19 protein-coding genes and 1 pseudogene are annotated in these 25,086 nt (G+C 34.2%); 13 read left to right on the top strand and 7 right to left on the bottom strand.

The features are described 5' to 3' along the window. The first annotated feature begins 43 nt into the window (after nt 1–43). The 3 genes from SYN6308_RS17825 to SYN6308_RS17810 are packed head-to-tail and all read left to right on the top strand — an operon-like array spanning nt 44 to nt 3,027. Nucleotides 44–2,332, top strand: coding sequence for a CHASE2 domain-containing protein (locus SYN6308_RS17825; RefSeq protein ID WP_237741232.1), 2,289 nt, complete (start codon nt 44–46; stop codon nt 2,330–2,332). 10 nt (nt 2,333–2,342) lie between these two features. Then, entirely contained in the window at nt 2,343–2,642 is a 300-nt protein-coding gene (locus SYN6308_RS22920) for a hypothetical protein (protein WP_017295807.1), read from the top strand. Further along, nucleotides 2,623–3,027 (top strand): type II toxin-antitoxin system VapC family toxin, encoded by a 405-nt coding sequence (locus SYN6308_RS17810; RefSeq protein ID WP_017295806.1) that lies wholly within the window; start codon nt 2,623–2,625, stop codon nt 3,025–3,027. Before SYN6308_RS22920 ends, SYN6308_RS17810 begins: the two co-directional genes overlap by 20 nt. Before the next feature lie 114 nt (nt 3,028–3,141). On the opposite strand, the gene SYN6308_RS17805 is transcribed toward SYN6308_RS17810, so the two are convergent. The 5 genes from SYN6308_RS17805 to SYN6308_RS17785 form a co-directional block, all read right to left on the bottom strand. Beyond that, nucleotides 3,142–4,458: a TIGR03279 family radical SAM protein gene (locus tag SYN6308_RS17805; protein WP_017295805.1), complete on the bottom strand. Its 1,317-nt coding sequence runs from the start codon at nt 4,456–4,458 to the stop codon at nt 3,142–3,144. Nucleotides 4,459–4,784: 326 nt separating this feature from the next. Then, entirely contained in the window at nt 4,785–5,705 is a 921-nt protein-coding gene (locus SYN6308_RS17800) for a diguanylate cyclase (protein ID WP_017295804.1), read from the bottom strand. 655 nt (nt 5,706–6,360) lie between these two features. After that, on the bottom strand, nt 6,361–6,984 hold the full coding sequence (locus tag SYN6308_RS17795; RefSeq protein ID WP_017295803.1) for a precorrin-8X methylmutase: 624 nt from the start codon (nt 6,982–6,984) through the stop codon (nt 6,361–6,363). 130 nt (nt 6,985–7,114) lie between these two features. Next, on the bottom strand, nt 7,115–7,888 hold the full coding sequence (locus tag SYN6308_RS17790; RefSeq protein WP_017295802.1) for a hypothetical protein: 774 nt from the start codon (nt 7,886–7,888) through the stop codon (nt 7,115–7,117). 167 nt (nt 7,889–8,055) lie between these two features. After that, nucleotides 8,056–8,568 (bottom strand): cupin domain-containing protein, encoded by a 513-nt coding sequence (locus SYN6308_RS17785; protein ID WP_017295801.1) that lies wholly within the window; start codon nt 8,566–8,568, stop codon nt 8,056–8,058. Between the two features lie 172 nt (nt 8,569–8,740). On the opposite strand from SYN6308_RS17785, the gene SYN6308_RS17780 reads away from it, so the two are divergent. The 4 genes and pseudogenes from SYN6308_RS17780 (at nt 8,741) to htpG (ending at nt 12,701) form a co-directional block, all read left to right on the top strand. After that, complete coding sequence (locus SYN6308_RS17780; protein WP_017295800.1) at nt 8,741–9,058, top strand: cupin domain-containing protein; 318 nt, start codon at nt 8,741–8,743, stop codon at nt 9,056–9,058. Nucleotides 9,059–9,169: 111 nt separating this feature from the next. After that, a pseudogene (locus SYN6308_RS17770) lies at nt 9,170–9,337 on the top strand (CHAT domain-containing protein); the annotation flags it as partial. A 191-nt stretch (nt 9,338–9,528) separates the two neighbouring features. Continuing rightward, a complete protein-coding gene (gene blaOXA / locus SYN6308_RS17765; protein ID WP_144051465.1) occupies nt 9,529–10,404 on the top strand; it encodes a class D beta-lactamase in 876 nt (291 codons plus the stop codon). A 338-nt stretch (nt 10,405–10,742) separates the two neighbouring features. Then, a complete protein-coding gene (gene htpG / locus SYN6308_RS17760) occupies nt 10,743–12,701 on the top strand; it encodes a molecular chaperone HtpG (protein ID WP_017295796.1) in 1,959 nt (652 codons plus the stop codon). Nucleotides 12,702–12,729: 28 nt separating this feature from the next. Here the strand turns inward: htpG and SYN6308_RS17755 are convergent, their stop codons facing one another. Continuing rightward, nucleotides 12,730–13,848, bottom strand: coding sequence for a glycosyltransferase family 4 protein (locus tag SYN6308_RS17755; protein ID WP_017295795.1), 1,119 nt, complete (start codon nt 13,846–13,848; stop codon nt 12,730–12,732). 251 nt (nt 13,849–14,099) lie between these two features. Between SYN6308_RS17755 and proB the strand changes: the two genes are divergently transcribed. The 5 genes from proB (at nt 14,100) to SYN6308_RS17730 (ending at nt 21,101) form a co-directional block, all read left to right on the top strand. After that, nucleotides 14,100–15,209 carry a glutamate 5-kinase gene (proB, locus tag SYN6308_RS17750; protein WP_017295794.1) on the top strand — a complete coding sequence of 370 codons (1,110 nt, stop codon included), beginning with the start codon at nt 14,100–14,102 and terminating at the stop codon, nt 15,207–15,209. 444 nt (nt 15,210–15,653) lie between these two features. Continuing rightward, the gene (locus SYN6308_RS17745; RefSeq protein WP_017295793.1) at nt 15,654–17,180 is read left to right on the top strand and encodes a peptide ligase PGM1-related protein; all 1,527 of its coding nucleotides are present in this window, start codon (nt 15,654–15,656) and stop codon (nt 17,178–17,180) included. A gap of 69 nt (nt 17,181–17,249) precedes the next feature. Further along, a complete protein-coding gene (locus SYN6308_RS17740) occupies nt 17,250–17,996 on the top strand; it encodes a group I intron-associated PD-(D/E)XK endonuclease (RefSeq protein WP_017295792.1) in 747 nt (248 codons plus the stop codon). A 35-nt stretch (nt 17,997–18,031) separates the two neighbouring features. Beyond that, complete coding sequence (gene dcm, locus SYN6308_RS17735) at nt 18,032–19,111, top strand: DNA (cytosine-5-)-methyltransferase (RefSeq protein WP_202803869.1); 1,080 nt, start codon at nt 18,032–18,034, stop codon at nt 19,109–19,111. A gap of 100 nt (nt 19,112–19,211) precedes the next feature. Further along, nucleotides 19,212–21,101 (top strand): S9 family peptidase, encoded by a 1,890-nt coding sequence (locus tag SYN6308_RS17730; protein ID WP_017295790.1) that lies wholly within the window; start codon nt 19,212–19,214, stop codon nt 21,099–21,101. A gap of 441 nt (nt 21,102–21,542) precedes the next feature. On the opposite strand, the gene SYN6308_RS17725 is transcribed toward SYN6308_RS17730, so the two are convergent. After that, nucleotides 21,543–22,547 (bottom strand): vitamin K epoxide reductase family protein, encoded by a 1,005-nt coding sequence (locus SYN6308_RS17725; protein WP_017295789.1) that lies wholly within the window; start codon nt 22,545–22,547, stop codon nt 21,543–21,545. A gap of 314 nt (nt 22,548–22,861) precedes the next feature. Here SYN6308_RS17725 and dnaK point away from each other — a divergent pair, with 314 nt between their 5' ends. Beyond that, nucleotides 22,862–25,060, top strand: coding sequence for a molecular chaperone DnaK (gene dnaK / locus SYN6308_RS17720; protein WP_017295788.1), 2,199 nt, complete (start codon nt 22,862–22,864; stop codon nt 25,058–25,060). The last annotated feature ends 26 nt before the right edge of the window (nt 25,061–25,086 follow it).

Below are 25,086 nucleotides of genomic sequence, written 5' to 3'. Positions count from 1 at the left end.
TTACTGATTTTTGCTCGATCGTTCACTTCGATTTTCTCAAAATATGAAGACAGTTAAACCATTGAACAGGGGAATGTTAAAATTTATGTTCGATCGAGCTGGATATAATTTAATTAAGCTGAGTAAATTTGCGATGAAGTCTTTTTGGTGGCAATGGCGAGGGGTATGGATTGCGACTCCTTTTATATCTTTTTTGATTATTTTTAGTCGCTATCTGGGGTTATTTCAACCCTTTGAATTATTCGCATGGGATTTTTTAGTCAAAATTCGATCGCACAGCGCCGTTTCACGATCGAACCAACCTCAAGATAATAGAATCGTTATCGTGGGTATAGGAGAAGAAGACGTTGAAAGAATAGGCACTGCTTTAATCTCCGATGAAATTTACGCTAATTTACTTAAAAAACTGCTCAATTTTCAACCTGTTGCCATCGGTTTAGACGTTTATCGAGATGTACCTATGCCCCCGGGTACTGATGAACTAAATAAACTTTTTGCGGAAAATAAAAATATCATCGGTATTGAAAAGATGATAGGTAACAACAGAGAATATCGAGTTAAGCCTAATCCCATTCTTAAGGTAAAGAAACAAATCGGCTTTAATGATGTTATGCTCGATCGAGATAATAAAGTTCGCCGTGCTATACTGGCTTTACCCGATCGAAAAGCCTTTAGTTTGGGGATGTATTTAGCCTTACTCTACCTTGAAAAACAAAACATTACCCTAGAGGTAACAGAAGATAAGTTATGGCAATTAAAAGATACCGTATTTATCCCCTTTGAAAAAAATGATGGGGGTTATCGTAATGCTGACAAAGGTGGTTATCAAATTTTGCTCAACTATCGAGGCAACGTTAACCATTTTGAAACCGTAAGCCTTTTTGATATTTTAAACGATCGAGTGCCTTCAGACTGGGGAAAAGACAAAATTATTTTGATAGGATTTGTCGGGGAGAGTTTCCAAGATGTCCATTTAACTCCCTATACTAACACTCCAGATCAACGAATGTCCGGAGTCGAAATTCATGCTAATATCATCAGTCAAATTATTAGTAGTGTAACCGACGATCGACCTTTAATCAAAACATGGTCGCAAACTCAAGAAAACCTCTGGATTATAACATGGACAATGATCGGTTCAGTGATTATTTGGCAATTCAGAAAAGCGGATAAATTTCTTCTTGGTATTATCATATTTGTTATCGCCCAAATCGTCTTATTAACTTCTACCTATGTAGCTTTTTTAAATAGCTGGTGGATACCGGTAATTCCCCCTTTTGTCGGTTTAGTCGCATCCGCAGGAGGCATAACGATTTATACCGCGCGCAATGCCGAGAAAATTAGACAAACTTTTGGGCGTTATTTGAGTCAAGAAATTGTTAACACTTTACTCGAAACTCCTCAAGGGGTAAAGCTAGGAGGAGAAAGACGCACTATAACTATTTTAACCTCTGATTTAAGGGGATTTACCGCCATTAGTGAACAATTACCACCAGAAGAAGTTGTTAAAATTCTTAATTACTATCTCGGTTATATGGCTAATATTATTACAGAATATCAAGGTACGATCGATGAATTTATGGGGGATGGTATTTTAGTTCTCTTTGGTGCTCCCGTAATTCGTAATGATGACTCTGATAGATCGATCGCCTGTGCATTAGCCATGCAACTGGCAATGGAAGATGTCAATAAACAGATGAAAATATGGGGTTATTCTCCCTTAAAAATGGGTATTGGTATCAACACAGGGGAGGTAGTTGTGGGGAATATTGGTTCAGAAAAAAGAACAAAATATGGTATCGTGGGCAGTGAAGTTAACCTAACTTATCGCATCGAATCCTATACTAAAGGTAGGGATATTTTAATCTCCGAAAAAACCTTAAATATTTTGAAATCGAACGTAGAAATAGCAGAAAAAAAAGAAGTTTCCCCCAAAGGAGTTAAAAAACCTATTTCTATCTATAAAATAATCGGTATAGAAGGTAAATTTAATTTAACTTTACCCGAAACAGAAGAACAAATTATTCCCTTAAAAGAGATAATTCAAATTAGATATTGCCTACTCAATGAAAAAGATGTTAGTCAAGTTTACTTTTTAGGAAATATTGAAAAAATTATTATCAAAGATATTGAAAAAGGAGCACAAATTACCCTTGCTATACCCGATTCTTTTTTACCTAATCCCCTTGATAATTTAAAATTAAATCTTGTTGATAGCCATTATACTGATGATATTTACGGCAAAGTAATTAATAATGATTTAACCACAAAAATTTTTACGATATATTTTACCCATCTACCCCAAACCGCAGAAAAATTATTATACCCCTAAGTAAATTATTATGCACACTATTCAAACCCAAGTTACGGTAAATAAAGATCATATATTAAATCTTACCTTACCTGAAGATATAACAGAAGGAACATATCAAGTGGTAATTGTCATGAATCCCAAACTTGATAATTACAATACCAATGATCAAAAACAAACAATTACACCACAGCAAGAAATGAATGAAATTATGAAATTTGCTGGTTGTTGGGAGGATTTATCGGAGGAAGAATTTAAAGATTTTTCCGAGGAAATAAAACAACGTCGTCAAAATTCAAGGAGATTTTCTGATGAAACCCTGTTTACTTGATACCGATATTCTTTCTCTTTTTTTTCGCAATCATCCGCAGGTAGTTAAAAATTTTAATTTATATTTACAAGAATATCAAAAACTTAACTTTAGTTTAATCACTTATTATGAAATATTAAGCGGTTTAAAACATCGAGATGCTTATAAACAAATTGACAAATTTTTGACATTTTCTTCCCAAAATAATATTATTCTTTTAAACATAAAATCTATAAGTATCTCATCTAAAATTTATGCTAACTTGAGAAAAAAAGGCACTCCTGTTGATGATATTGATTTATTGATTGCAGGAGTTGCTATAGCGAACAATTTAATGTTAGTTACTCATAATCAAAAGCATTTTGGTAAAATTGAGGGATTAGAATTGACAGATTGGACACTCTAAAATTATTAATAAAATTATTCAGAAAAAATTTTTATAAGTTCGTAGTAAGGGTTTTAACCCTTATTTTATTAATGTTTGGAAATGTCTAATAATGATTTTATTAACTGTAAAAAATTACTCAATAATTCGATCGAGCAAATGGTTAATATCTTTGACAGGGATAATATTAATATCCAATTTTTTTGCTACTTCTTCCACTGTTAAATCATCTAAAAATTTTTGCTCATCATGCTTTAACATTACCGATGGTAGTAAGACATTTTTAGGGAAGTTTTTATCTGCTAAATGGTGTAATAAATCTTCCCCCGTTAATAAACCAGTAACAGTGATTTCTTGTCCCCAATATAAACTATTTAAAGCCACTAAATCCACTTGTAAATTATCCACTTGATTTAAGCGATTAATCAGAGGTTGAAAAGCAGTTTCTACCGCATTACCCACAATCCATGTAAATTGTTTGGGAGTAGATATTTGGGAGGGTAATTTTTCTTGAGCAATACTCTGAAATTCTTTGATAAATTGACGAATTGAGCCAACACCGTTACCAATTTGCGGATAGTCTTCGTAGTGAGATTCTGGGGGTAATTCTTCCTTACCTATCAAAAACCATTCATCCGCTAACCATGCAAAAGTTGAGCCACATTTCTGTTTAAATTGTACTTGCAATTCCTGTACTTGTTTAATTACTTCCCTTGCTTTTTCTGTGGTTACGGGGATTAATTCATCTTTGTCGGGTCTAAATTTCGTCAACCCTACAGGTACGATCGCAGCACTAATAACCGCAGGAATGTCGCCTTGATGAAAGGAGAATAAATCTAACAAGGTAGTTTCAAGGTGTTTTCCATCATTAATATTAGGGCAAACTACCACTTGAGCATGAATTTGTAAACGTTTTTCTTGAAACCATGCTAATTGTTGTTTGATTTCTCCTGCACGATGATTTTTGAGTAAACGACTTCTAATATCGGCTTCCGTAGCATGAACAGAAACATATAAAGGAGATAACCGCATTTGTTCAATTCTTGACCATTCTTTTGCGGTTAAATTTGTTAAAGTTAAATAACTACCATAGAGAAAACTGAGTCTATAATCATCATCTTTGAGATAAAGTGTATCTCTTTTGCCTGTCGGTTGTTGATCAATAAAACAAAAAGGACATTTATTATTACACTGAATTAAACCATCAAAAAGTGCAGTTTCAAACTCTAAACCTAAGTCTTCGTCATAGTCTTTTTCTATCTCTAAAAAATGACTTTTTCCCCTTTTATCAATTACTTCTAATTCTAAATATTCATCAGCACAAAAAAACTGATAGTCAATTAAATCTCTCGGTTGTAATCCATTTATAGTTACGATCGAATCTCCCGCTTCAAAACCCATTTCGGAGGCGATCGAATCTGGTATAATACGACTAATAAGGGCTGGTTTCATTTTTTTGAGTTTTTTGTTAAAAAATTTTTGCGGATAATATAATAATATCGATACAAAACAAATCTGATGGTTAATTATGTTTATTTACGGGGAAAATCATTCTCAATTCTCCATTCTCAATTCTCCATTCTCAATTCTCCATTCTCAATTCTCCATTCTCAATTCTCCATTCTCAATTCTCCATTCTCAATTCTCCATTCTCAATTCTCCATTCTCAATTCTCCATTCTCAATTCTCAATTCTCCATTCTCCATTCTCAATTCTCAATTCTCAATTCTCAATTCTCAATTCTCAATTCTCAATTCTCAATTCTCAATTCTCCATCCTCAATTCTCTACTCTATTTCTACCATTATTTTTAGCACGATATAACGCCATATCACCCCTAGAAATTGTTTGATTGACGTTGGCATCATCGGGATTATAGACAGAAATCCCAATACTAACTGTTACACTTATTTTATAATCCTCAATCTCGATCGTGCCATTTTCAATACTTATTCTAATACGATCAGCCGCCATTATCGCACCTTCTAAGGTGGTTTCTGAAAGAAAAACGATAAACTCCTCTCCTCCCCATCTAGCACATAAATCCTCTTGACGAAGACAATCAACACATTTTCGAGCAACAAACTGAATTACTTTATCCCCAATGGGATGACCATAAGTGTCATTAATTTTCTTAAAATAATCAATATCGAGAATTAGTAAAGAAAAATCTCTTTTTTGTCTTTTGGCTAAATTAAATTCCCTTTGCGCTAAGGCAATAAAATGACGGCGGTTAGAAATCCCTGTTAACTCATCGGTTTTGGCTAATTTCTCTAACTCGATTAATGCTTTTCTTAACTCATCTCTCGTGAATTTTAATTCTAAATGATTTTTAACTCTTGCTAATAATTCTTGATTATGAAAAGGTTTTGTAATATAATCAACTGCTCCTAAATCAAAAGCCTTTAATAAATCTTTTTTTTCGTCACTAGCGGTAATAAAAATAATGGGAATTTCCTGCAAATTTGGGTTTATTTTAATAGACTCACATAGCTCTAAACCATTTATATTAGGCATCATTAAATCTAATAGTATCAGATCGGGAGTTACCTTGTTCAAATATGGGATAACTTCTTCACTACTACTTAATATCGTCATTTTATACCCTTCTTTTTTCAGCAATTTTTCCAATAAAATTCGATTAATGGAGTTATCATCCACTGCCAAAATAAGAAAGTTTTTGGGATTATAATTAGCCATACAGATTATCTTACATTTAGTCGATCGATTTCAAAGGACATAACTTCATCTAACAAACATCATAATTGCTCACAAGAACATCATATAATATTATTCAATTATTTGTAACAAAAAATATAGTAAAAAATGACTATCAAGGCTGATGAGTCAATAAAGGTAAGTAGGCAAAAAAACGTTCTGTTTGATGATATTTTCAGAAAAAATATTGTTAAATAGAACATCCATTTGGTAAGATGAAGTTGGTCATTGACCCTCCTAGCTGACTAAGAGGCCGCCCTTGTGGCATAAAGTATGTACTCGGCAGAGTCTAGGGAAGTAATCAGCCCAATACCAAGTAATGGCAAGGTTGAGATGCAAATAGAATTTTTTGTTCTATGAGACTGCGGAAGGCAGTTTCCTGCTCGGGTTGGCGAAAGCCATAAAGGTAGCAATACCAGAGATGCTGTGTAAGTCTTGATCATACTTAGATTGAGTTCGGAGTAAGATAAAGCAGTGGCATTTGAGACGAGAAGCCTACACTATACCGCAAGGTTAGTGTTAGGTACTTCACAAATCTACAATTTATTTTCTATTAGTACTTATAATTTTATCTTACTTCTTACTCTTTTTTGATTAAGGAAAATAGATTTTACTTTTTATTTTGCACTCGTGTCCATTAGGGCAAAAAATTTTCTTTCATTGACATAACTAACAAAGCATTGACAATGGCAGAGGCAACCGTTGAACCGCCTTTATGCCCTATAATTTGTATTTGAGGAATGTCTAACTTGGCTAAATATTCCTTAGATTCTAATACTGACACAAATCCTACGGGTGCACCAATGACTAAAGAAGGGTTAATTTTTTTAGCTTCATATTGTTTGCACAAAGCTATTAATGCTGTGGGTGCGTTACCGATTACATAAATTGCTGTAGGATATTTTTCACAACATTGGATTAAACCTGTTTCTGTCAAAGTTTGTCCTAATTTGGCTTCTTTTACCTGTTTTACCGCTACAATTATCTCATTTTCATGGGTTTTTGCTACCATATTACGGATACCTTCTTTGATCATGCTAACATCCGTGATAATGGGTGTTTTTGCTTTTAAAAGTTCGATCGAGCTTTTAATGACACTGGAACTACACTGAAGCCGATGTAAAAAATCAAAATCCGCTGTTGTGTGAATAATACGGCGTACAATATTATATTCAGCATCACTGAGATCATGTTTACCGATAATATTATCGATGATGGCAAAACTTTTTTCGATAATAGGATTACTTAAATTGCTATACAAAATAATAATATTTATTAATTAATAAGTCTAATTTCTAATTTATAAGTTACATAAAATAACTATTTATATGAGATTAAAATACTATTTTTGGAAGCGGGTGGGCATTGCTCACCCTACTAATTTTGAGTTTTTAATTAAGTTTTATAGTTGCCCATTCTGGTTGACGATTATAATTAATCATATCGGTAAATTTTCTTAACTCAAATTGTTTTAATTGAAAAAGATGAGCAGGATTTTCTATCCATAAATCATTAACTTCTTTAATGGCAGATTCTACTTTTCCTAAATCAATATCCCCATCAATTTTATCAAAATATCCTAATGTCACATGGGCTGCAAAATCATATTGTTGCTCAATGCCTAGCTTCATGATTTGCTCATTTTGATAGATTAATTGACGCAGTTTAATAATAGGCTCATAACTAGCCTCAGTGGGAGAAAGGCATACTGCAATAGCCCTAGGGAAAATAGATAAACCTAAAACTTCTAATTCTAAAGGTGGTATTTCTCTTAAAGAAAATTTATATTCTTGAAAAATTTTGTCCATTTCTGCAATTAATAAACTATCAAAATTAGGATTCTGTTTAACTGCATTAATATAGGTTTTCTCCCAAATTAAATCGGCAATGGTAAGATGGAAACTTTCTAAGGGTAAACCTAAGAAAAAATCAGAGCCTAACTTTTCTTTTAGTTGAGAGACAATAAGCTCTAAATCTTGGTAAAATTTTTGGTTATAATTATCTTCCCCTTGGGGTGGGGTAATAATACTAAATCCAGGAAATTCTACAGGTTTGCCATTAATAAATTTAGGAGATGACTGTATATTTTTTAGTTGTTGTTTATAGTTAGAAGGTACAGTCATTTGTACCACTCTATTTACATAATTTTGATAATTTCCATCCATTTTTTTTATCCTTTTTTATAGTTGTATAATGAGTTTATGTTGACTTATTTAGGCAATATTTATAATTTGAGTTTATAGTCAATGACTATTATAAATTTATCTGCTTTTTTCTGTCAATCAAAAGTGTTAATTTTATTCTCTAATCATCATAAATTATTGATTAATTCTCATGCCATAGCATTGTTATAAGTGAATTTGGTAATAATATCTGTCAAATGAGGGTATAATTTTATTAATTCAGTTCGATCGCCCAATGTGAAGTCAGCAAAATCGAAACCCGGAGATACGGTACAACCGATTAAACTATAGGAATTCGGTTGACTAACATGGGAGGCAAACCAACAACCATGAGGAATTACTAATTGTAAAACTTCATTTTCTTCGGGGTTTTGCCCTAGTTTAAATCGGTGATATTCTCCTTGATTATCGATGATATGAACTGTTAAGGTTGTGCCACTATAAAAATGAAAAATTTCATCACTTTTAAGTTTATGAAAAGCGGAAAATTCTTCATCTAATAAAAGATAGTAAATAGCTGTACTGACGTTTCTATCTCCATCATATCTTGTTAATAATTTATCTTGATTAATTCGATCGAGACTACGATAAGTTTCTTTATAGTATCCTCCTTCGGGATGTTTTTGTAGGTTTAATTTTTCAATCCAAAATTGTGCATTCATTCTTGATCATTATCTTTAATTTTTATTTAATATACTATAACTATGGCAATCCTTCTTGTCTATCTATCTTTTGTAGAGATATACCTGTAACAATTATACTTTAATGTTGCAAAAAACCATTGCCTATTGCCCATTTGACTTTCCCTACTTTCATCAATAATAAATTTTGTCTATGAAAACCGTTAATAATTTATGGCATAATTTGCCTTCTCTAACTAATGGCGAAGACTTTTCTGAACTGCTCAAATGTGGTAATATTACGATCGAAAGAATTGTGAGTAGTAATCAACCTGATGATAAAATTTACTGTCAAAATCAAGATGAATGGGTAATTTTATTAGAAGGAAAAGCACAGTTAAAGATTAAGGATGATCTGATTAATTTACAAGCTGGAGATTATCTTTTTATTCCTTCCCAAACACTCCATCAAGTAGTCAAAACATCGGTTAATTGTGTTTGGTTAGCAGTGCATATTTATCCTTATAATTAAGTTTAATATATCCTTTATATATGGGTAAAAATTTAGAAGAAACTATCGCTAACTTTTTAGTAAAATATCATAAAGAATATGTGTTAATTATCGATCACCAAGGAAGAAATTATCTTTATTAATCCTCAAGAAAGTCTGAGTATTAATGAATTGAAAACCGCTTTAAATCAAGCTATAAAACAAGGATTAAATTTAGCTATATTTAACTCCTGTGATGGTATCGGATTAGCCCAAGAATTAAGTAAATTAAACATTCCCCAAGTGATTGTGATGAGGGAAAATGGTATGACTAGCTATGAATTAAATGAGTATTTTTCATTAATTCATATTTGATCTAGTTCGATCGACTGTGATATGATAACAAGTAGATTGGGTTGAGGTAACGAAACGCAAAACACCTTCAAATCTCTGATAAAAAGAAGATAAAATTATAATCCGTAGCAAAAATATGCTTTTCTTCACCAGAAACTATGATGTTATTAAATCTTCAATTCAAACTTTTTATTTCCATTCCGATTTTACTAATTTTTTCCACATTTAATCTCTCTCCCCCCGTGTTAAGTGAAAACAGATTTTCCCTTTCTCAAAAACAGATAGACTTAAAAAATGATGGGGATTTTAGTCAACATTTTGACAAATTAGGAGTAGAAGGTTCAATTATAATCTATGACTCGAAACTCGATCAAACCTTTGAACATAATTCCCAACGTAATATTACTCCTTTTCCTGTTGCTTCTACCTTTAAAATACTTAATTCTCTTATTGCCTTAGAAACTGCTGTCATCAGAGATGAAATTGCTGTTTTAACATGGGATGGAGTCGAAAGAAGCCTTCCTGTGTGGAATCGAGACTTAAATTTAAAAGAGGCGTTTCAAATATCAGGTGTTTGGTTTTATCAAGTATTAGCTCGTCGCATCGGGTATAATCAAATGACATCATGGATAAAAAAAGTTGACTATGGTAACAACAATACAGGCAATCCAGAAGACATTGATCAATTTTGGTTAAACGGAAAATTACAAATAACTCCTCAACAACAGATACAGTTTCTCCGTCGTCTTCATCATAACGATTTACCTTTTGCTGACAGGACAATTTCGATCGTCAAAGATATAATGATTAATGAGAAAACTCCAGACTACACCATTAGAAGTAAAACGGGTTGGTTTGGTTATGGAAATCCAGACATTCAAAATATTGGTTGGTATGTGGGTTATGTGGAAACAAAAAACAACGTTTATTTTTTCGCCACCAACATTGATATTAAACAAGAAAAAGATGGTATTGCCAGATTAGAGTTAACTCGTCTTTGTCTTGAAGATTTAGGGGTTTTTGCATTTAAGTAGGGTAAACCACATCTTGATTTAGTTTGATCGAGTGTGACATGATAGCAAGTAGGTTGGGTTGAGGAAACGAAACCCAACACATCATCAAATCTTTAGTTTACAGTAACCACTAAAAAAGGCTAAAGCCTACAAACTTTGTATTTATACGATTTATCCAATAATAACAAAAAAATATGATTTCGATCGAACGAAGGAATCTCAATCTCATAATTGTTGGTAAAATGTGTAAGTCTTTATTTTGTTGGGTTTTATTCTTTAGAAAAGACGACTAAATTTAAAGATTTTTCATCAATCCAACCTACATATATAAAATATTAATTAAGAGTAAATCAGAAACTATGACTACTGTTTTAGAAAAAGGAAATATCTCTATCCATACAGAGAATATTTTTCCCATTATCAAAAAATCCCTTTATACTGATCATGAAATCTTTTTAAGAGAGTTAATTTCTAACTCCGTTGACGCTATTTCTAAAGCAAAAATGGCATCCTTAGCAGGAGAAATTACTAACGATTTACCCGAAGCACAAATTACTGTCGCCATTGATAAAGAAAAGAAAACCCTGTCTATCAGCGATAACGGTATCGGCATGACAGTAGATGAAATCAAAAAATATATCAACCAAGTCGCCTTCTCCAGCGCCGAAGACTTTATTACTAGATACGGTAAAAGCGCCAATGATTTAATTGGGCATTTCGGTTTAGGCTTCTATTCGGCTTTCATGGTAGCGAAGCAAGTAGAAATCGACACCTTATCATATCGTGAAGGTGCAACTGCTGTCCACTGGTCTTGTGATGGTTCACCCGAATTTCAATTAAGCGACTCCCCTCGCACTACCCCCGGCACAACTATTACCCTCACCATCATGGATGAGGAAACAGAATATTTAGAGGAATCTCGTATTAAAAACCTCATCAAAAAATACTCTGACTTTGTACCTGTTGCCATTAAAATGGGGGATGAGCAAGTTAACCGTCAAAAAGCGTTATGGAAAGAATCCCCTCAAAATCTCACCGATGAGGATTACTTAGAATTTTATCGTTATCTGTATCCTTTTCAAGAAGACCCGTTATTATGGGTACATCTCAATACTGATTATCCTTTTTTACTCAACGGTATCCTATTTTTCCCTAAATTACGTCCCGATGTTGATGTTTCTAAAGGGCAAATTAAGTTATTCTGTAACCAAGTCTTTGTAAGTGATCATTGTGAAGAAATTATACCAGAGTTTTTAATGCCCTTACGAGGTGTTATCGATAGCCCTGATATTCCTTTAAACGTCTCCCGTAGTGCTTTAACTAATCATCGCACTGTCAGACGCATTGCTGATTTTATCAGTAAAAAGATCGGCGATCGACTTAAATCCTTATACAATGAGGATAAGGCAAAATATATCAGCAGTTGGGAAGATGTCGGCACATTTGTTAAATATGGTGCATTGAGAGACGAGAAATTTAAGAAACAAGTCGAAGACTTAATTATCTATCGCACTACCTATCAAGCTGACAAAGTAGCAGAAATTCCCAAAGTAGAAGTTGATTCGGGTGATGACGCTTGGAAAGAAGTGACTTCGGAAGATAACCAACCTTATACCACTTTAAAGGAATACTTAGAGCGTAACAAAGAAAAACACGAAAAACGGGTGTTTTACTGCAATAATGCTCAAACTCAAAGCACTTATGTTGATTTATACAAGAATCAAGGCATTGAAATCTTATTCATGGATTCTTTCATTGACACTAACTACTTTATCCCCTTCCTTGAAAGAGAATATACCGATGTGAAATTCTCAAGGGTGGATTCGGAGTTAGACTCTAGCTTGGTGGAAGATGATAAAGCCAACGAAATTGTTGACGCTAATAGCAACAAAACCCGTGCGGAAGTCATCAAGGAAATTTTTGAGAAAGCCATTAATAAGCCCAAAATTAACATCAAAACTCAATCCTTAAAAAGTGAAACTCAGGAAGAAACTCCTCCTGCCATGGTATTGTTACCCGAAGCCATGCGCCGTTTCCAAGAAATGACGGCGATGATGCAACAACGGGAGATGAAGTTTCCTGAAGAACATATGTTAGTAATTAACACCGCACACCCTTTGATTGAAAATATCTATCAACTCAACAAAGGTGCAATCATTCAAGGTAGCGGTGAATCTCCTACTCAGGAAATGGTTAACCTCATGTGTCAATACGTCTATGATTTGGCTTTGATGGCACAACGGGCGTTTAATGCAGAAGAAATGACGGATTTCGTAGCTCGATCGAACAAAGTGTTAACTAAATTAACCAAGCGCTAAAATGTAGGGTGGGCATTGCCCACCTTTTTTATTTAATTTGTAATTCTCTATAAAGTTTTTCTAATTTAGTGAGATTATCCTTGAGGGTATATTTTTCTAATACTCGATTTCTGGCTTTATTTCCTAATAGTTTAATCATTTCTGGATGATGGACAAACAAGGGTAAAATGGTTTTTAATTGTGCAGTAACTTCATTAGTACTCATCACGATACCAGCATGGGATAACACTTCACCATCCGCCCCAGCATCGGTGGCTACACAGGCTAAACCACAAGCCATAGCTTCTAATAATGAGAGGGATAAGCCTTCTACTAGGGAGGGTAAAATGAAGACATCTGCACCTCTTAAAATGTCGATGCGTTTTTCATCATCGAGAATTGCACCTAACCAAATTATTCCATCTTGTTCATTATATAAGGGTTTTAATGTGGGTGTTAAATTACCATCGCCGATAATGATTAGTTTACCATGAAGGTTCATCTCGGCGTGTTTCCAAGCCTTGAGTAAGGATTCTATGTTTTTTTCTGTGGCGATTCTTCCTTGATATACATATATTTGTTGTTGAGGATATTGTTGCTTAAAGTAAGAGTTTCCCTGACTATATTTTTGAGTATCGACTCCGTTGGGTATGATTGCTAGTTTCTCAAAGGGTACTCCCAATTTCACCAATAAATCTCTTTGTAGTTCTGAAAATACGATCGTACAGTCATATTTAGCTAAACAGGGGGCGTAAAGTTGATAGGTTAGATATTGAGTGCCAGATTTGATATTACGCCAACGACTATCAAAAGGAGGGTGAAAGGTAGCGACAAGGGGAATATTTAATTTTTGGCACACTTCGGGAAGGGTAAAATCAAGGGGAGATAAGGTAAGGGAAGCGTGAACTAAATCTGGTTTTAATTCTTGGAGCGATCGTAATAGGATTTTACTAGATTTTGGTGCATGAATAGTATAAATTTGAGATTTGTAGAGAAAAGGAAGATTAACTTCCGCTAAATAATTTTCTGGGCTAGATTCTTCATTTTCTTGGCTAAAGTGAAGAAAACTAACTTGATAACCCCTATCTAACAGAGCGTTTGTAATTTCTCTGCTATAAGTTACGTTGCCACAAAAGGGAGATTTTTTTCCTAGCCAAGCAATGTGCATTCAATTGATCTTTTTTTGATAAATGTTAACTTAAACAAAATTTTATTAAAGTTTGTCAATAATTATGACTTTAATTCTCTCATTGGTCAAATTTTCATCGATGAATAGTCAATCAATTATTAGATACCTCATGTCAAAAAATGCCCGTAGATGCTATAAATTTTACGCCTCTACAATGATTTCACTGTCTAAAAATTTAATTTATGGATAACTCTCACTTCTAATTTCTATTAAATAACTTCTAACCCCCTATGGCACAAACCATCGTTATCAAAATCGGTACATCTAGCTTAACTCGCCCAGAATCAGGAAATTTAGCCCTTTCTACCATCGCTTCTTTAGTAGAAACTTTAACCAGCTTACGTCGAAACGGTTATCAAGTTATTTTAGTTTCTTCTGGTGCTGTGGGAGTCGGTTGTGCTAGATTAAATATGATCGATCGACCTAAGAATATTAACCTAAAACAAGCTATCGCCGCCGTAGGGCAAGGAAGATTGATTAGAGTCTATGATGATTTGTTTAGTCATTTAGGACAACCTATAGCTCAAATTCTCCTCACCCGCAGAGATTTGGTGGATAGGAGTTGTTATGTTAATGCTAGTAATACCTTTAACGCTTTATTAGATTTAGGGGTAATTCCCATTGTCAACGAAAATGACACTGTCGCCACAGAAGAATTAAAATTCGGTGATAACGACACTTTATCCGCTTTAGTTGCCAATTTAGTTAACGCTGATTGGTTGTTTTTACTCACGGATGTCGATAAGTTGTATTCTGCTGATCCTCGTATTGTACCATCAGCAACCCCCATTGATTTGGTTAATAGTGAAGAATTTAAACAGTTACAAGTTGATGTTACTAATAGTGGAAGTGGTTGGGGTACGGGGGGAATGATTACGAAATTACGAGCGGCACGCATCGCCTCTAGTGCAGGAGTGACAACAGTAATTACTAACGGCAAAAATCCTGATAACATACCTAAGATTTTAGCAGGAGATTCGATCGGTACTAAGTTTACTGCCCAACCGAAAACCGACAACGCACGAAAAAGATGGATTGCCAACGGCTTAGTTGCTATGGGCAAAATTTACCTAGACGATGGCGCCGTCAAAGCCTTATGTCATCAAGGCAAGTCTTTATTACCGGCTGGAGTCACCCATCTTGAAGGAGAGTTTGGCGCCAATGAAGCTGTGGAATTAGTCAATCAACAAGGGCAAGAAATAGGTAAAGGCATCGTAAATTATAGCAGTGAAGAATTAACTAAAATTAAAGGGCAAAAATCGGGAGATATTGCTAGTATTTTGGGCTATTTTGGCGTAGAAACTGTTATTCACCGAGATAATTTAGTGATTTTTGAATGATTTGTTTTCTAGTTTCTGAAGATTTCGATCGTGCTTAGAGACTGATGACATATAATAGTTTTATTCCTCAAAATTTCGTTAATTTCTGCAACAATTATCCCTAAAGATTTTAAATTAATTTTGATATTTTTCTTATAATAATGCTCTTTCATAAAACCATTATAAATAACTTTATCTTCATAATTTAAAATGGCAATTTCCCTTAATTTTTTTTGCCTTCTGTCTCTAAAAAAAAACTAGATTTTCAGTATATTGACTAAGAAAATTTAATGTTTTATTTAACAAGTTATTCGTTAAGATTATTTTTGATGTCTATTTTAGATCGTAACTGATAAGAGACTCATTTTGTGGTAAATATTATTAAAAAATGATAAAAATTGTAAATATTATCGATTTTAAGCTCGATCGACTCCTATATTAGAATAAAGTATTAAGGTAAAAAATATGGCTATTACCCTTGAAGATAAAGAGCATTTTCGATCGTTACAAAATCAATTAAGAAATTATTGGCAACAAGGAGATATATTAGAAGAAGATGATCAAGATATTTTAGTAATTCCCTCCTTTAGTATAGATCAAGAAGTAGGCAAAAAAGTTGTTGGTTTTTTACATTATGAAGAAAGACTATTATTTTCCTTAATTCGTTTAAGAAATCCTCATACTCGTCTAATTTATGTCACGGCTCAACCCCTTTCACCTATTATTATTGACTACTATTTACAACTATTACCTGGCATACCTTTTTCCCATGCCAGAGAGCGATTATTATTATTAACAACCTATGATTCTTCCCAAAAAGCATTAACACAAAAGATATTAGAAAGACCACGTTTAATTAAGAAAATTAAAAACTTTTTACGACCAAATAAGAGTTATATGGTATGTTTTAATTCTACCGTTTTAGAACAAGAATTATCAGTAAAATTAGATATTCCTTTGTTGGCTTCTAGCCCAGAATTATTGTATTGGGGCTCGAAAGGAGGCAGTAGAGAAATTTTTGCTGACTGCAATATTCTTCATCCCGATGGCAGTCCATTAGTTTATAATATCGATGATTTAATTAGAGAAACTACCTTATTATTAACCAGAAAACCCTATTTAAAAAAAGTAGTAATTAAACTCAATGAAGGTTTTTCAGGAGAAGGAAATGCTGTTTTAGATGTTAGTGGAATTTCGGGCTTATTTTCTGTTGATTTAAGTTTAGAAAAACAACTCAATTTAGTTAGTCAAATTATTCACGAAGCAAAAGTGCAAGGAGTAGGAGATACATGGGTAACTTTTTGCGATCGAATCCCCGAATTAGGAGTTATTGTCGAGGAATTTATTGAAGGAGAAATCAAATTTTCCCCTAGTATGCAAGGCTATATAACCCCTAGTGGAAAAGTCGAAATAATTTCTACCCATGATCAAATTTTAGGAGGAGAAGACGGACAAATTTATCTAGGTTGCAGTTTTCCCGCCTTAGAAGATTATCGTTTACAACTGCAAGAATTAGGTTTAAAAATAGGGTTAGCATTAGCAAAAAAAGGAGCAATGGAGAGATATTCTGCCGATTTTTTAGCGATAAAAGAGAATAATAAATGGTTATTATATGCCATAGAAATTAACCTCAGAAAAGGAGGCACAACTCACCCATTTATGACGTTAAAATTTTTAACCAATGGCAACTATAATTGTGAAGATGGTTTATTTTATAGCCCCGAAGAAAAGATAAAATATTATATCGCTTCCGACAATTTACAAAAACCCCAATATCATGGATTATTACCTTACGATTTAATGGATATTATTGCTAAACATCATTTACATTTTGATAGTAGCACCAAAACGGGAACAGTATTTCATCTAATGGGCGCTTTATCAGAATTTGGTAAAGTTGGCTTAACCAGTATTGGCAATTCATCGGCAGAAGCCGAAGATATTTACAATAATGTTGAGGCTATTTTAGATGAAGAAACAAAACAGGATTGATTTTTTTATGTAAATTATTATAGAATAATATAATAAATTAATAAACCTTAAAAAAATTATATAAATATTATGAATGATATTGATTTAATTAAAGAACTTATTGATAACAATTATGTAAAAAGAGCTATAGGAGATATTGCAGAAAAATATAAAATACCAAAATCTGAGTTAAAAAAATTTTACACTTTAACTTTTTTTTCTGAAATTGCAGAAGATATTGATTTGAAAAAATTAACGGAAATTAATATTCAGGAAATAGAAAAAATGATTTCTGAAGATAAGAAACAAAAATTCAAGTTTATCAAAACAGAATTTAAAAATATTTTAGAAAAATGTTTGTATATAGCAGTAACTAATGGTTTTAAAGTTAATATCAATAATATTGATAGTGGAATAATGACTTCTAATGCTGGAGATAGTGCTGAATTTATTTTTGTAGCTAGGGCAATTTTAGCAGGATTTAATTGTAGTAGTGTAGATGTTAGAAGTAGCAGATATGATGCAATTATAGATTATAATAATAAACTTTTAAGAGTTCAAATAAAAGGAATTAGCACAGGAAATAATATTAGTTTTAAAGACAGAGATAGAGGAGGGCAAGGAATAGATTATACAAATGAAAGAAATAGAGGAAAAAGAATTACATCTCAAGATTGTGACATTTTTGTGGCGGTGGATAAGCAAGTGGGAATATGTTATATTATTCCGATGGATTGGGCTGATAGATTGGATGATAACCATTGTGTAAATATAAAATTAGAAGATATTTATACCTATAAAGAAAATTGGGATGTTATCAAACAAAAAGTTCTTTAGATCATTCTTATTTAAGTTGAATAATAGTAAAATATATGATGTTAATTAAAGATTTAGAAACTACAATAACTCAGGAAATACCAAACAATAAGTTAGGTATAAATTCTCTAATAGTGAATATTAATAAAACTCAAGAAATCAAATTTATTGATCTTTTTGCAGGAATAGGAGGTTTTCATTATGCCCTAAAAAATCAGGGTTTTAATTGTGTTTTTGTCAGTGAAATAGATGAAAAAGCACGTCAAACCTATAAATATAATTTTTATAAAGATAATCCTATTCTTTTTGATGAAATGGATAATATTTTATTCAATCATGATATAACAAAGCAAAATCCTTATCAAATACCATCTCATGATATTTTATGTGGGGGATTTCCCTGTCAATCTTTTTCTATTGCAGGGTATCGACAAGGTTTTCAAGATATAGGTAGAGGAGATTTAATTTTCTATATTATCAATATTATAAAAATCAAAAAGCCTAGAATAATTTTTTTAGAAAATGTTAAAAATTTATTGAATCATGATAAGGGAAAAACTTACGAACAAATAAAAATATTAATCGAAAAAGAGGGTTATTTTGTTACAGAAAAAGTAATGAATACAATGGACTATGGCAATTTACCACAGAATAGAGAAAGACTTTATATTTTAGCATTTAAAGAAGAAAAAGATTTTAATAAATTTCAATTTCCTAAACCGATTAAACTAACCAAAACATTAGAATCTATTTTAGAAAAACGAGAAATAGATGATTACTTTTACTATAATGATAAACCACTATTTTCTAAACTTAAAAATGATGTAATTAAATACAATACGGTATATCAATGGCGGAGAAAATATGTAAGAGAAAATAAAAGCGGAGTTTGTCCTACTTTAACAGCAAATATGGGTACTGGAGGTCATAATGTGCCGATTATTAAAGATAACAAAGGCATTAGAAAATTAACTCCGAAAGAATGTCTTAGGTTGCAAGGGTTTCCTGCTGACTTCAGTTTTCCTGCGGAGAATATTGTTTCAAGAAGTCATCAATATAAACAAATTGGTAATTCTGTATCTATTCCTGTCATTGAATCGATCGCAAAACAGATAAAAATAGCTTTGTTAAATTAATTTAATTAACATATATCACTTCTATACTCGTCAGAGAATTAAATCGTTGAGTCTTGAAATTTTGTGTCAAGATAAAGATTAAGAAATTATAAAGGGAAATATGACACCAACGACAATCGCAAATTATGGCACATGGCGATCGAGCATTACTTCAGATTCGATCGTATCTGGTACAATCGGTTTAAGCGCCGTAAAATTTGATGATAATGATAGATATTGGCTAGAAAGTCGCCCCTCCGAAGGCGGTCGATCGACTCTGGTATGCTTAAATGAAGATGGTACAACAGAAGATATTACCCCAAAACCCTTTAATGTGCGTAGTCGTGTTCATGAATACGGAGGAGGTGCGTTTCTCATCCATGAAAGTATCATCTACTTTACCAATTTTACAGATCAAAGGATATATGTACACAAAAAAGGGGAAACGCCTCAACCTCTTACCGCCGAATCCTCTTTGCGCTATGCCGATTTTGTCTTAGATAAATCTCGTCATCGTTTAATTTCCGTTGCCGAAGATCACAGTAATAATAACACCGAACCTGAAAATAAGCTAGTTTCGATCGATTTAACCACAGGAGAAGTGAAAAACCTCGTTACAGGTGCAGATTTTTATACATCCCCCCGTCTCTCTCCCGATAACTCTCAATTAGCGTGGATAGCTTGGCATCATCCGAATATGCCTTGGGATACTACAGAATTATACCTAGCAAATATAAACCCTGATGGTAACTTAACCGATATAACCTTAGTGGCAGGAGGCAAAAATGAATCCATCTGTCAGCCCGAATTTAGCCCTGATGGTGTATTATATTTTAGTAGCGATCGACGTAATTGGTGGAATATATATCGTAGAGAAAAAGACGGTAACATAGAATCCTTATATCCCCTCGATGCCGAATTTGGTTATCCCCATTGGGTTTTCGGAGAATCAGTTTATGGTTTTGCCGATGAAAACACCATCATTTGTACCTACAATCAAGACGGCATTTCTCATTTAGCCAGTTTAGACACCCACAATAAAAGCCTAACCGATCTTAACATTCCTTTTACCAACATCGCCTATTTAGAAGTCCAAAGAGATCAAATCCTATTCACAGGAGGTTCACCCACCCAACCCACAAGCGTTGTACAATTAGACGTTGCCACAGGAGAAACCAAAATCCTGCAACAATCGAGTAACTTAGATATTGACAAGGGTTATTTAAGCCAACCCCAACAAATTGAATTTCCCACCAGTAACGGCAAAACCGCCTTTGCATGGTATTATCCTCCTCAAAATAAAGATTTTTCTGCACCTGAAGACACATTACCTCCCCTCTTAGTCAAAAGTCATGGAGGACCTACCGCAGCAACCACCGCCAGTTATAATTTAAGGATACAATACTGGACAAGTCGAGGTTTTGCTTTTGTCGATGTTAACTATGGTGGTAGTACTGGTTACGGGAGAGATTATCGCCAGAGGTTAAATAAAAATTGGGGTATTGTGGATGTGGAAGATTGCATTAATGTTGCTAAATATTTAGCTAAACAAGGGGAAGTTGACGAAAATAAATTAGCAATTTCTGGTGGTAGTGCTGGAGGTTATACCACTTTAGCGGCTCTCACTTTTTATGATACCTTTAAAGCTGGTGCTAGTTATTATGGTGTCAGTGATTTGGAGGCATTGGCAAAAGATACCCATAAGTTTGAGTCTCGCTATTTAGACAATTTAATTGGTAAATATCCCGAAGAAAAAGCTATTTATCAAGCTCGATCGCCCATTAATTACATAGAGAAATTATCTTGTCCTGTGGCATTTTTTCAAGGATTAGAAGATAAAATTGTTCCTCCAAATCAAGCAGAAATGATGGTTAAAGCTCTTGAAAAAAAAGGCATTAAAACTCTTTATGTCACCTTTCCTGACGAATCTCACGGCTTTAGAAAAGCAGAAAATATTAAACGTGCTTTAGACAACGAATTAGAATTTTATACTTTTATTTTTAACTCGTAAAATGAGTATTTTTTTAATTTTTATACTTAAAATATATTCGTTTAACTTTGTCTATCCAAAGCCTTAAAACTCCGCAGTTTTAACCTGAGTGAACTATAAAAATAGATGATGAATGACTTGGAAGACAGGCAGACAAGAAGACAGGAAGATTGTACTTTGCATAAATCAATAAAATTATTTTAAAGGGCATCGAAATATTAGGAATTTTTCTACCATTCGACTTGTCCACTTGTCCACCTGTCTAGTTTTCATCATTTTCTTTATGTCGAACTGAGGTTCATTTTATCTATTAACAGCATCAAAACCTTGATGTTTCAGTATTTCTCCTATCTCCTGTCTCCTAACTCCTATCTCCCTAATCGATAAAGACTATGAGGCAACCCCTACTTATTACTCATCACTTTCCCTTAACCAAAAATTTGAGGATAAAAATCTCCTACTCTAGCGCATTCCGTATTTAAAATCAGTATTACCTGTATAACCTGTTAATTCTGCTAGTTTTTCTAAACTTTGTACCCCTTCATAGATAGTACCATCAATAACCCATGTGGGAAAAGCCCTCACTTTGGCATCAATACATTTTTGAGGTGCAGGAGCAACACCTTTGGGATCACATTCTACTTTTGCCATTTCTTTAAAGGCTTCTTTCCCAAATAGTAGTTTTTGATCATAACAATGAGGACACCAGTAAGCTGAATACATGACGGCGTTATTTTCCGCTAAGTGTTTCGCTAAAGCAATTTCGGCTTCCCCTGATGTGGTGGTGATTTCCCATCCTAAAGGCGGTTGAGGTGCTGTTTGAGCTTGAGGAATGGGGATTTTTTGCCCCTCTGGTAATTCAATATTCGGGTTTTCTGTGATAACTGGAGCTACATTAGCATAAACTCCCAAAGCACTCACCAAGGTAATTAGTGCGATCGCAATCCCCGTAAACAATATTTGTCCCATATCTTCCCATTCGTGTCCAATAATCGTTAAAGTGAGTAAACTAAATGAAAATAATGCTGACCCGATACAATAAGGGCATACAGCTTGAATTTTAAAGGCTAAAACGAACATTAAGTAACTGCTAAAGGCTGCCATAGCAAAGCTACCCATTACCATGAGCCACCATGTGGACTTTTCTAATTTTTGTCTTAATTCTTTGTTTTTTTCTGGATTGATAAATAAAGGAGTTAAAGCAAAAATTGCCATACTCAAATAGGCAAATGAGCCTAAGATACTTAGGGGAGGCCCTGTTTTGCCTTGAGGATCAAATGGATAGGCATAGGCACTGTCTAAGACGCTATCACAGCCTCCAGCACCAGCCGTACAGGCTATTTCAGCCCCTCCTAGTTTACTTAAAGTTAAATAGATAGTTAAAATTAAACCCACAATGGCGATCGCACCGATAATAAATCGGGATTGACGTTGAATCCAAGGCAGGTTACGGCGACGACGTATCATAATAATTTTTAATAATGGATTTTAAGGCTATTGAAATTTTAACAATAAATTTATGATTAACTCAGGTTAACTTATTTTTGAAGAAGAAATATAATAGACCTCTTGCAAAATAAAAAGTAGAATCTATTTTAGAGTGGAAAACATAAATTTCTAACTTATTATTTATTAGTTATTACTCATTACTCGACTTTTGCAAGAAGTCTAATGAGAGTCATCTTTTTAACATTTTCAAGATAGACTAAATAAATAGTAAACTAGAAAAACCTCGATCGAGGCAGGATAGATAACGAAAAAACTGGAGAAAAAAAGTAACAATGGGTAGAGTCGTTGGAATCGATTTAGGCACAACAAACTCAGTAGTAGCAGTGATGGAAGGGGGAAAACCTCTTGTTATTCCTAATTCCGAAGGCAGTCGCACTACCCCCTCTGTGGTAGGTTTTAACAAAGATAGCGAGTTAGTCATTGGGCAAATGGCAAGACGACAAGGAGTCTTAAATCCCCAAAATACCTACTATGGTATTAAGCGTTTCATGGGACGCAAATATACAGAATTAAATGAAGAATCAAAACGTGTACCCTACACTATTCGCCGTGATGAAATAGATAATATCAAAATTCGTTGCCCCCGTCTCAAGAAAGAATTTGCTCCCGAAGAAGTGTCGGCAATGATATTACGCAAACTGGCGGAAGAAGCGGAGAGATATTTAGGGGAAGAAGTCACGGGCGCTGTAATTACAGTACCAGCTTACTTTAATGATGCTCAACGTCAAGCCACCAAAGACGCAGGAAAAATCGCAGGGTTAGAAGTATTAAGAATTGTGAACGAGCCTACGGCGGCTTCCCTCGCCTATGGTTTAGAAAAAAGACGCAGTGAGAAAATTTTAGTATTTGACTTAGGGGGAGGCACTTTTGATGTTTCTATCCTTGAAGTGGGAGACGGAGTTTTAGAAGTGAGGGCGACTAGCGGTGATACTCAATTAGGAGGCAATGATTTCGATCGAAGAATTGTTGACTATCTGGCTGAGGATTTTCTGGAAAAAGAAGGGGTGGATTTAAGACGAGATAGACAATCTTTGCAACGGTTAACGGAAGCCGCTGAAAAGGCAAAAATTGAGCTTTCTGGGGTGAGTAACACGGAAATTAATTTACCCTTTATTACCGCTACGGAAGATGGTCCAAAACATATCGAAACAACCCTTAGTCGTGCTAAATTTGAGGAGTTATCAGGGGATTTAGTGTCTCGTCTTCGTCGCCCTATTCAACGAGCTTTGAAAGACGCTGGTTTAAGCCCCGTGCAAATCGATGAAGTTGTGTTAGTGGGTGGCTCAACTCGTATTCCTCTGGTACAAGAACTCGTGCGTAGTTTTATCGATATTGAGCCAAATCAAAATGTTAATCCTGATGAGGTTGTAGCGGTGGGTGCGGCGGTTCAAGCTGGAATTTTAGGAGGAGAGGTCAAAGACATTTTACTCCTTGATGTGACTCCTTTATCCATCGGTGTGGAAACCATCGGCGGTGTAACAAAAAAACTTTTACCCCGAAATACTACAATTCCCGTAAGACGATCGGACATATTCTCTACTTCAGAAAATAATCAAACGTCTGTGGAAATCCATGTAGTGCAAGGAGAACGAGAAATGGCAGAAGATAATAAGTCTTTAGGACGTTTCAAGTTAACGGGCATTCCTCCTGCACCTCGTGGTGTACCACAAATTCAAGTATCTTTTGATATTGACTCTAACGGTATTTTACAGGTGATTGCTAGAGATAAAACTACGGGGAGAGAGCAAAGAATTATTGTTCAAGGGGCTTCCACTTTATCACAGTCGGAGGTCGATCGAATGATGCAAGAAGCTCAAGAATTTTCTAAGGAAGATAGAGAAAGACGGGATAGAGTGGAAAAACGTAATAGTGCCAAGGCTTTAACAGATCAAGCCCAACGCAGACTACGGGAAGTTACCCTAGATTTTGGTAGTCAATTTACTAATCCTTATCGTCGAGATATAGAAAATCTTTGTAGTGAAATTCTCGACAGTTTAGAGAAAGACGACGATCGACGCTTAGACAGAAGCCAAGCAGATTTGCAGGATGTTCTCTATGAATTAAACCGAGAAGTCAGATTACAATATGATGATCAGGAAGAAGGATTTTTCGAGTCTATTAAAAAGACTTTCATCGGCGATGATGACGATGATTATAACTATCGAGATAAAGATCGAGATCGAGTATATCGTAACCCTGATACCACTTTATACGGTGCAAAAGTAAATCCCCCTAGGTATGAGCGAGATTATGATAATCCTAACAACTATGGTTATGGTAGCGGAGGCTTATCAAATCCTCGAAATTCCAGAGGTTCGCAACCAACTTCATCTCGTTCTCAACCTCGCCGTTATGAAGATTATCCCCCAGAGAACGATCGAGGAGAAAGAGGCGATCGAGGTTACAATGTAGGAAAGAAAAGAAATATCCCCTACGAAAATGGTTGGGAAGACGATGACGACTGGTTTTGATGATTGATGGAGAGATGGGGAGACAG

It is taken from the genome of Geminocystis herdmanii PCC 6308, assembly GCF_000332235.1.
GTDB classification, from domain to species: domain Bacteria; phylum Cyanobacteriota; class Cyanobacteriia; order Cyanobacteriales; family Cyanobacteriaceae; genus Geminocystis; species Geminocystis herdmanii.
The sequence above is the reverse complement of the archived record's forward strand: the minus strand, read 5'-3'. Positions and strand labels throughout refer to the sequence as shown.

Bases quoted from the DNA above. Each gene is read 5' to 3' on its own strand.
- SYN6308_RS17825 (WP_237741232.1), top strand. From the start codon at position 44: ATGAAGACAGTTAAACCATTGAACAGGGGAATGTTAAAATTTATGTTC.
- SYN6308_RS22920 (WP_017295807.1), top strand. From the start codon at position 2,343: ATGCACACTATTCAAACCCAAGTTACGGTAAATAAAGATCATATATTA.
- SYN6308_RS17810 (WP_017295806.1), top strand. From the start codon at position 2,623: ATGAAACCCTGTTTACTTGATACCGATATTCTTTCTCTTTTTTTTCGC.
- SYN6308_RS17805 (WP_017295805.1), bottom strand. From the start codon at position 4,458: ATGAAACCAGCCCTTATTAGTCGTATTATACCAGATTCGATCGCCTCC.
- SYN6308_RS17800 (WP_017295804.1), bottom strand. From the start codon at position 5,705: ATGGCTAATTATAATCCCAAAAACTTTCTTATTTTGGCAGTGGATGAT.
- SYN6308_RS17790 (WP_017295802.1), bottom strand. From the start codon at position 7,888: ATGGATGGAAATTATCAAAATTATGTAAATAGAGTGGTACAAATGACT.
- SYN6308_RS17785 (WP_017295801.1), bottom strand. From the start codon at position 8,568: ATGAATGCACAATTTTGGATTGAAAAATTAAACCTACAAAAACATCCC.
- SYN6308_RS17780 (WP_017295800.1), top strand. From the start codon at position 8,741: ATGAAAACCGTTAATAATTTATGGCATAATTTGCCTTCTCTAACTAAT.
- blaOXA (WP_144051465.1), top strand. From the start codon at position 9,529: ATGATGTTATTAAATCTTCAATTCAAACTTTTTATTTCCATTCCGATT.
- htpG (WP_017295796.1), top strand. From the start codon at position 10,743: ATGACTACTGTTTTAGAAAAAGGAAATATCTCTATCCATACAGAGAAT.
- SYN6308_RS17755 (WP_017295795.1), bottom strand. From the start codon at position 13,848: ATGCACATTGCTTGGCTAGGAAAAAAATCTCCCTTTTGTGGCAACGTA.
- proB (WP_017295794.1), top strand. From the start codon at position 14,100: ATGGCACAAACCATCGTTATCAAAATCGGTACATCTAGCTTAACTCGC.
- SYN6308_RS17745 (WP_017295793.1), top strand. From the start codon at position 15,654: ATGGCTATTACCCTTGAAGATAAAGAGCATTTTCGATCGTTACAAAAT.
- SYN6308_RS17740 (WP_017295792.1), top strand. From the start codon at position 17,250: ATGAATGATATTGATTTAATTAAAGAACTTATTGATAACAATTATGTA.
- dcm (WP_202803869.1), top strand. From the start codon at position 18,032: ATGATGTTAATTAAAGATTTAGAAACTACAATAACTCAGGAAATACCA.
- SYN6308_RS17730 (WP_017295790.1), top strand. From the start codon at position 19,212: ATGACACCAACGACAATCGCAAATTATGGCACATGGCGATCGAGCATT.
- SYN6308_RS17725 (WP_017295789.1), bottom strand. From the start codon at position 22,547: ATGATACGTCGTCGCCGTAACCTGCCTTGGATTCAACGTCAATCCCGA.
- dnaK (WP_017295788.1), top strand. From the start codon at position 22,862: ATGGGTAGAGTCGTTGGAATCGATTTAGGCACAACAAACTCAGTAGTA.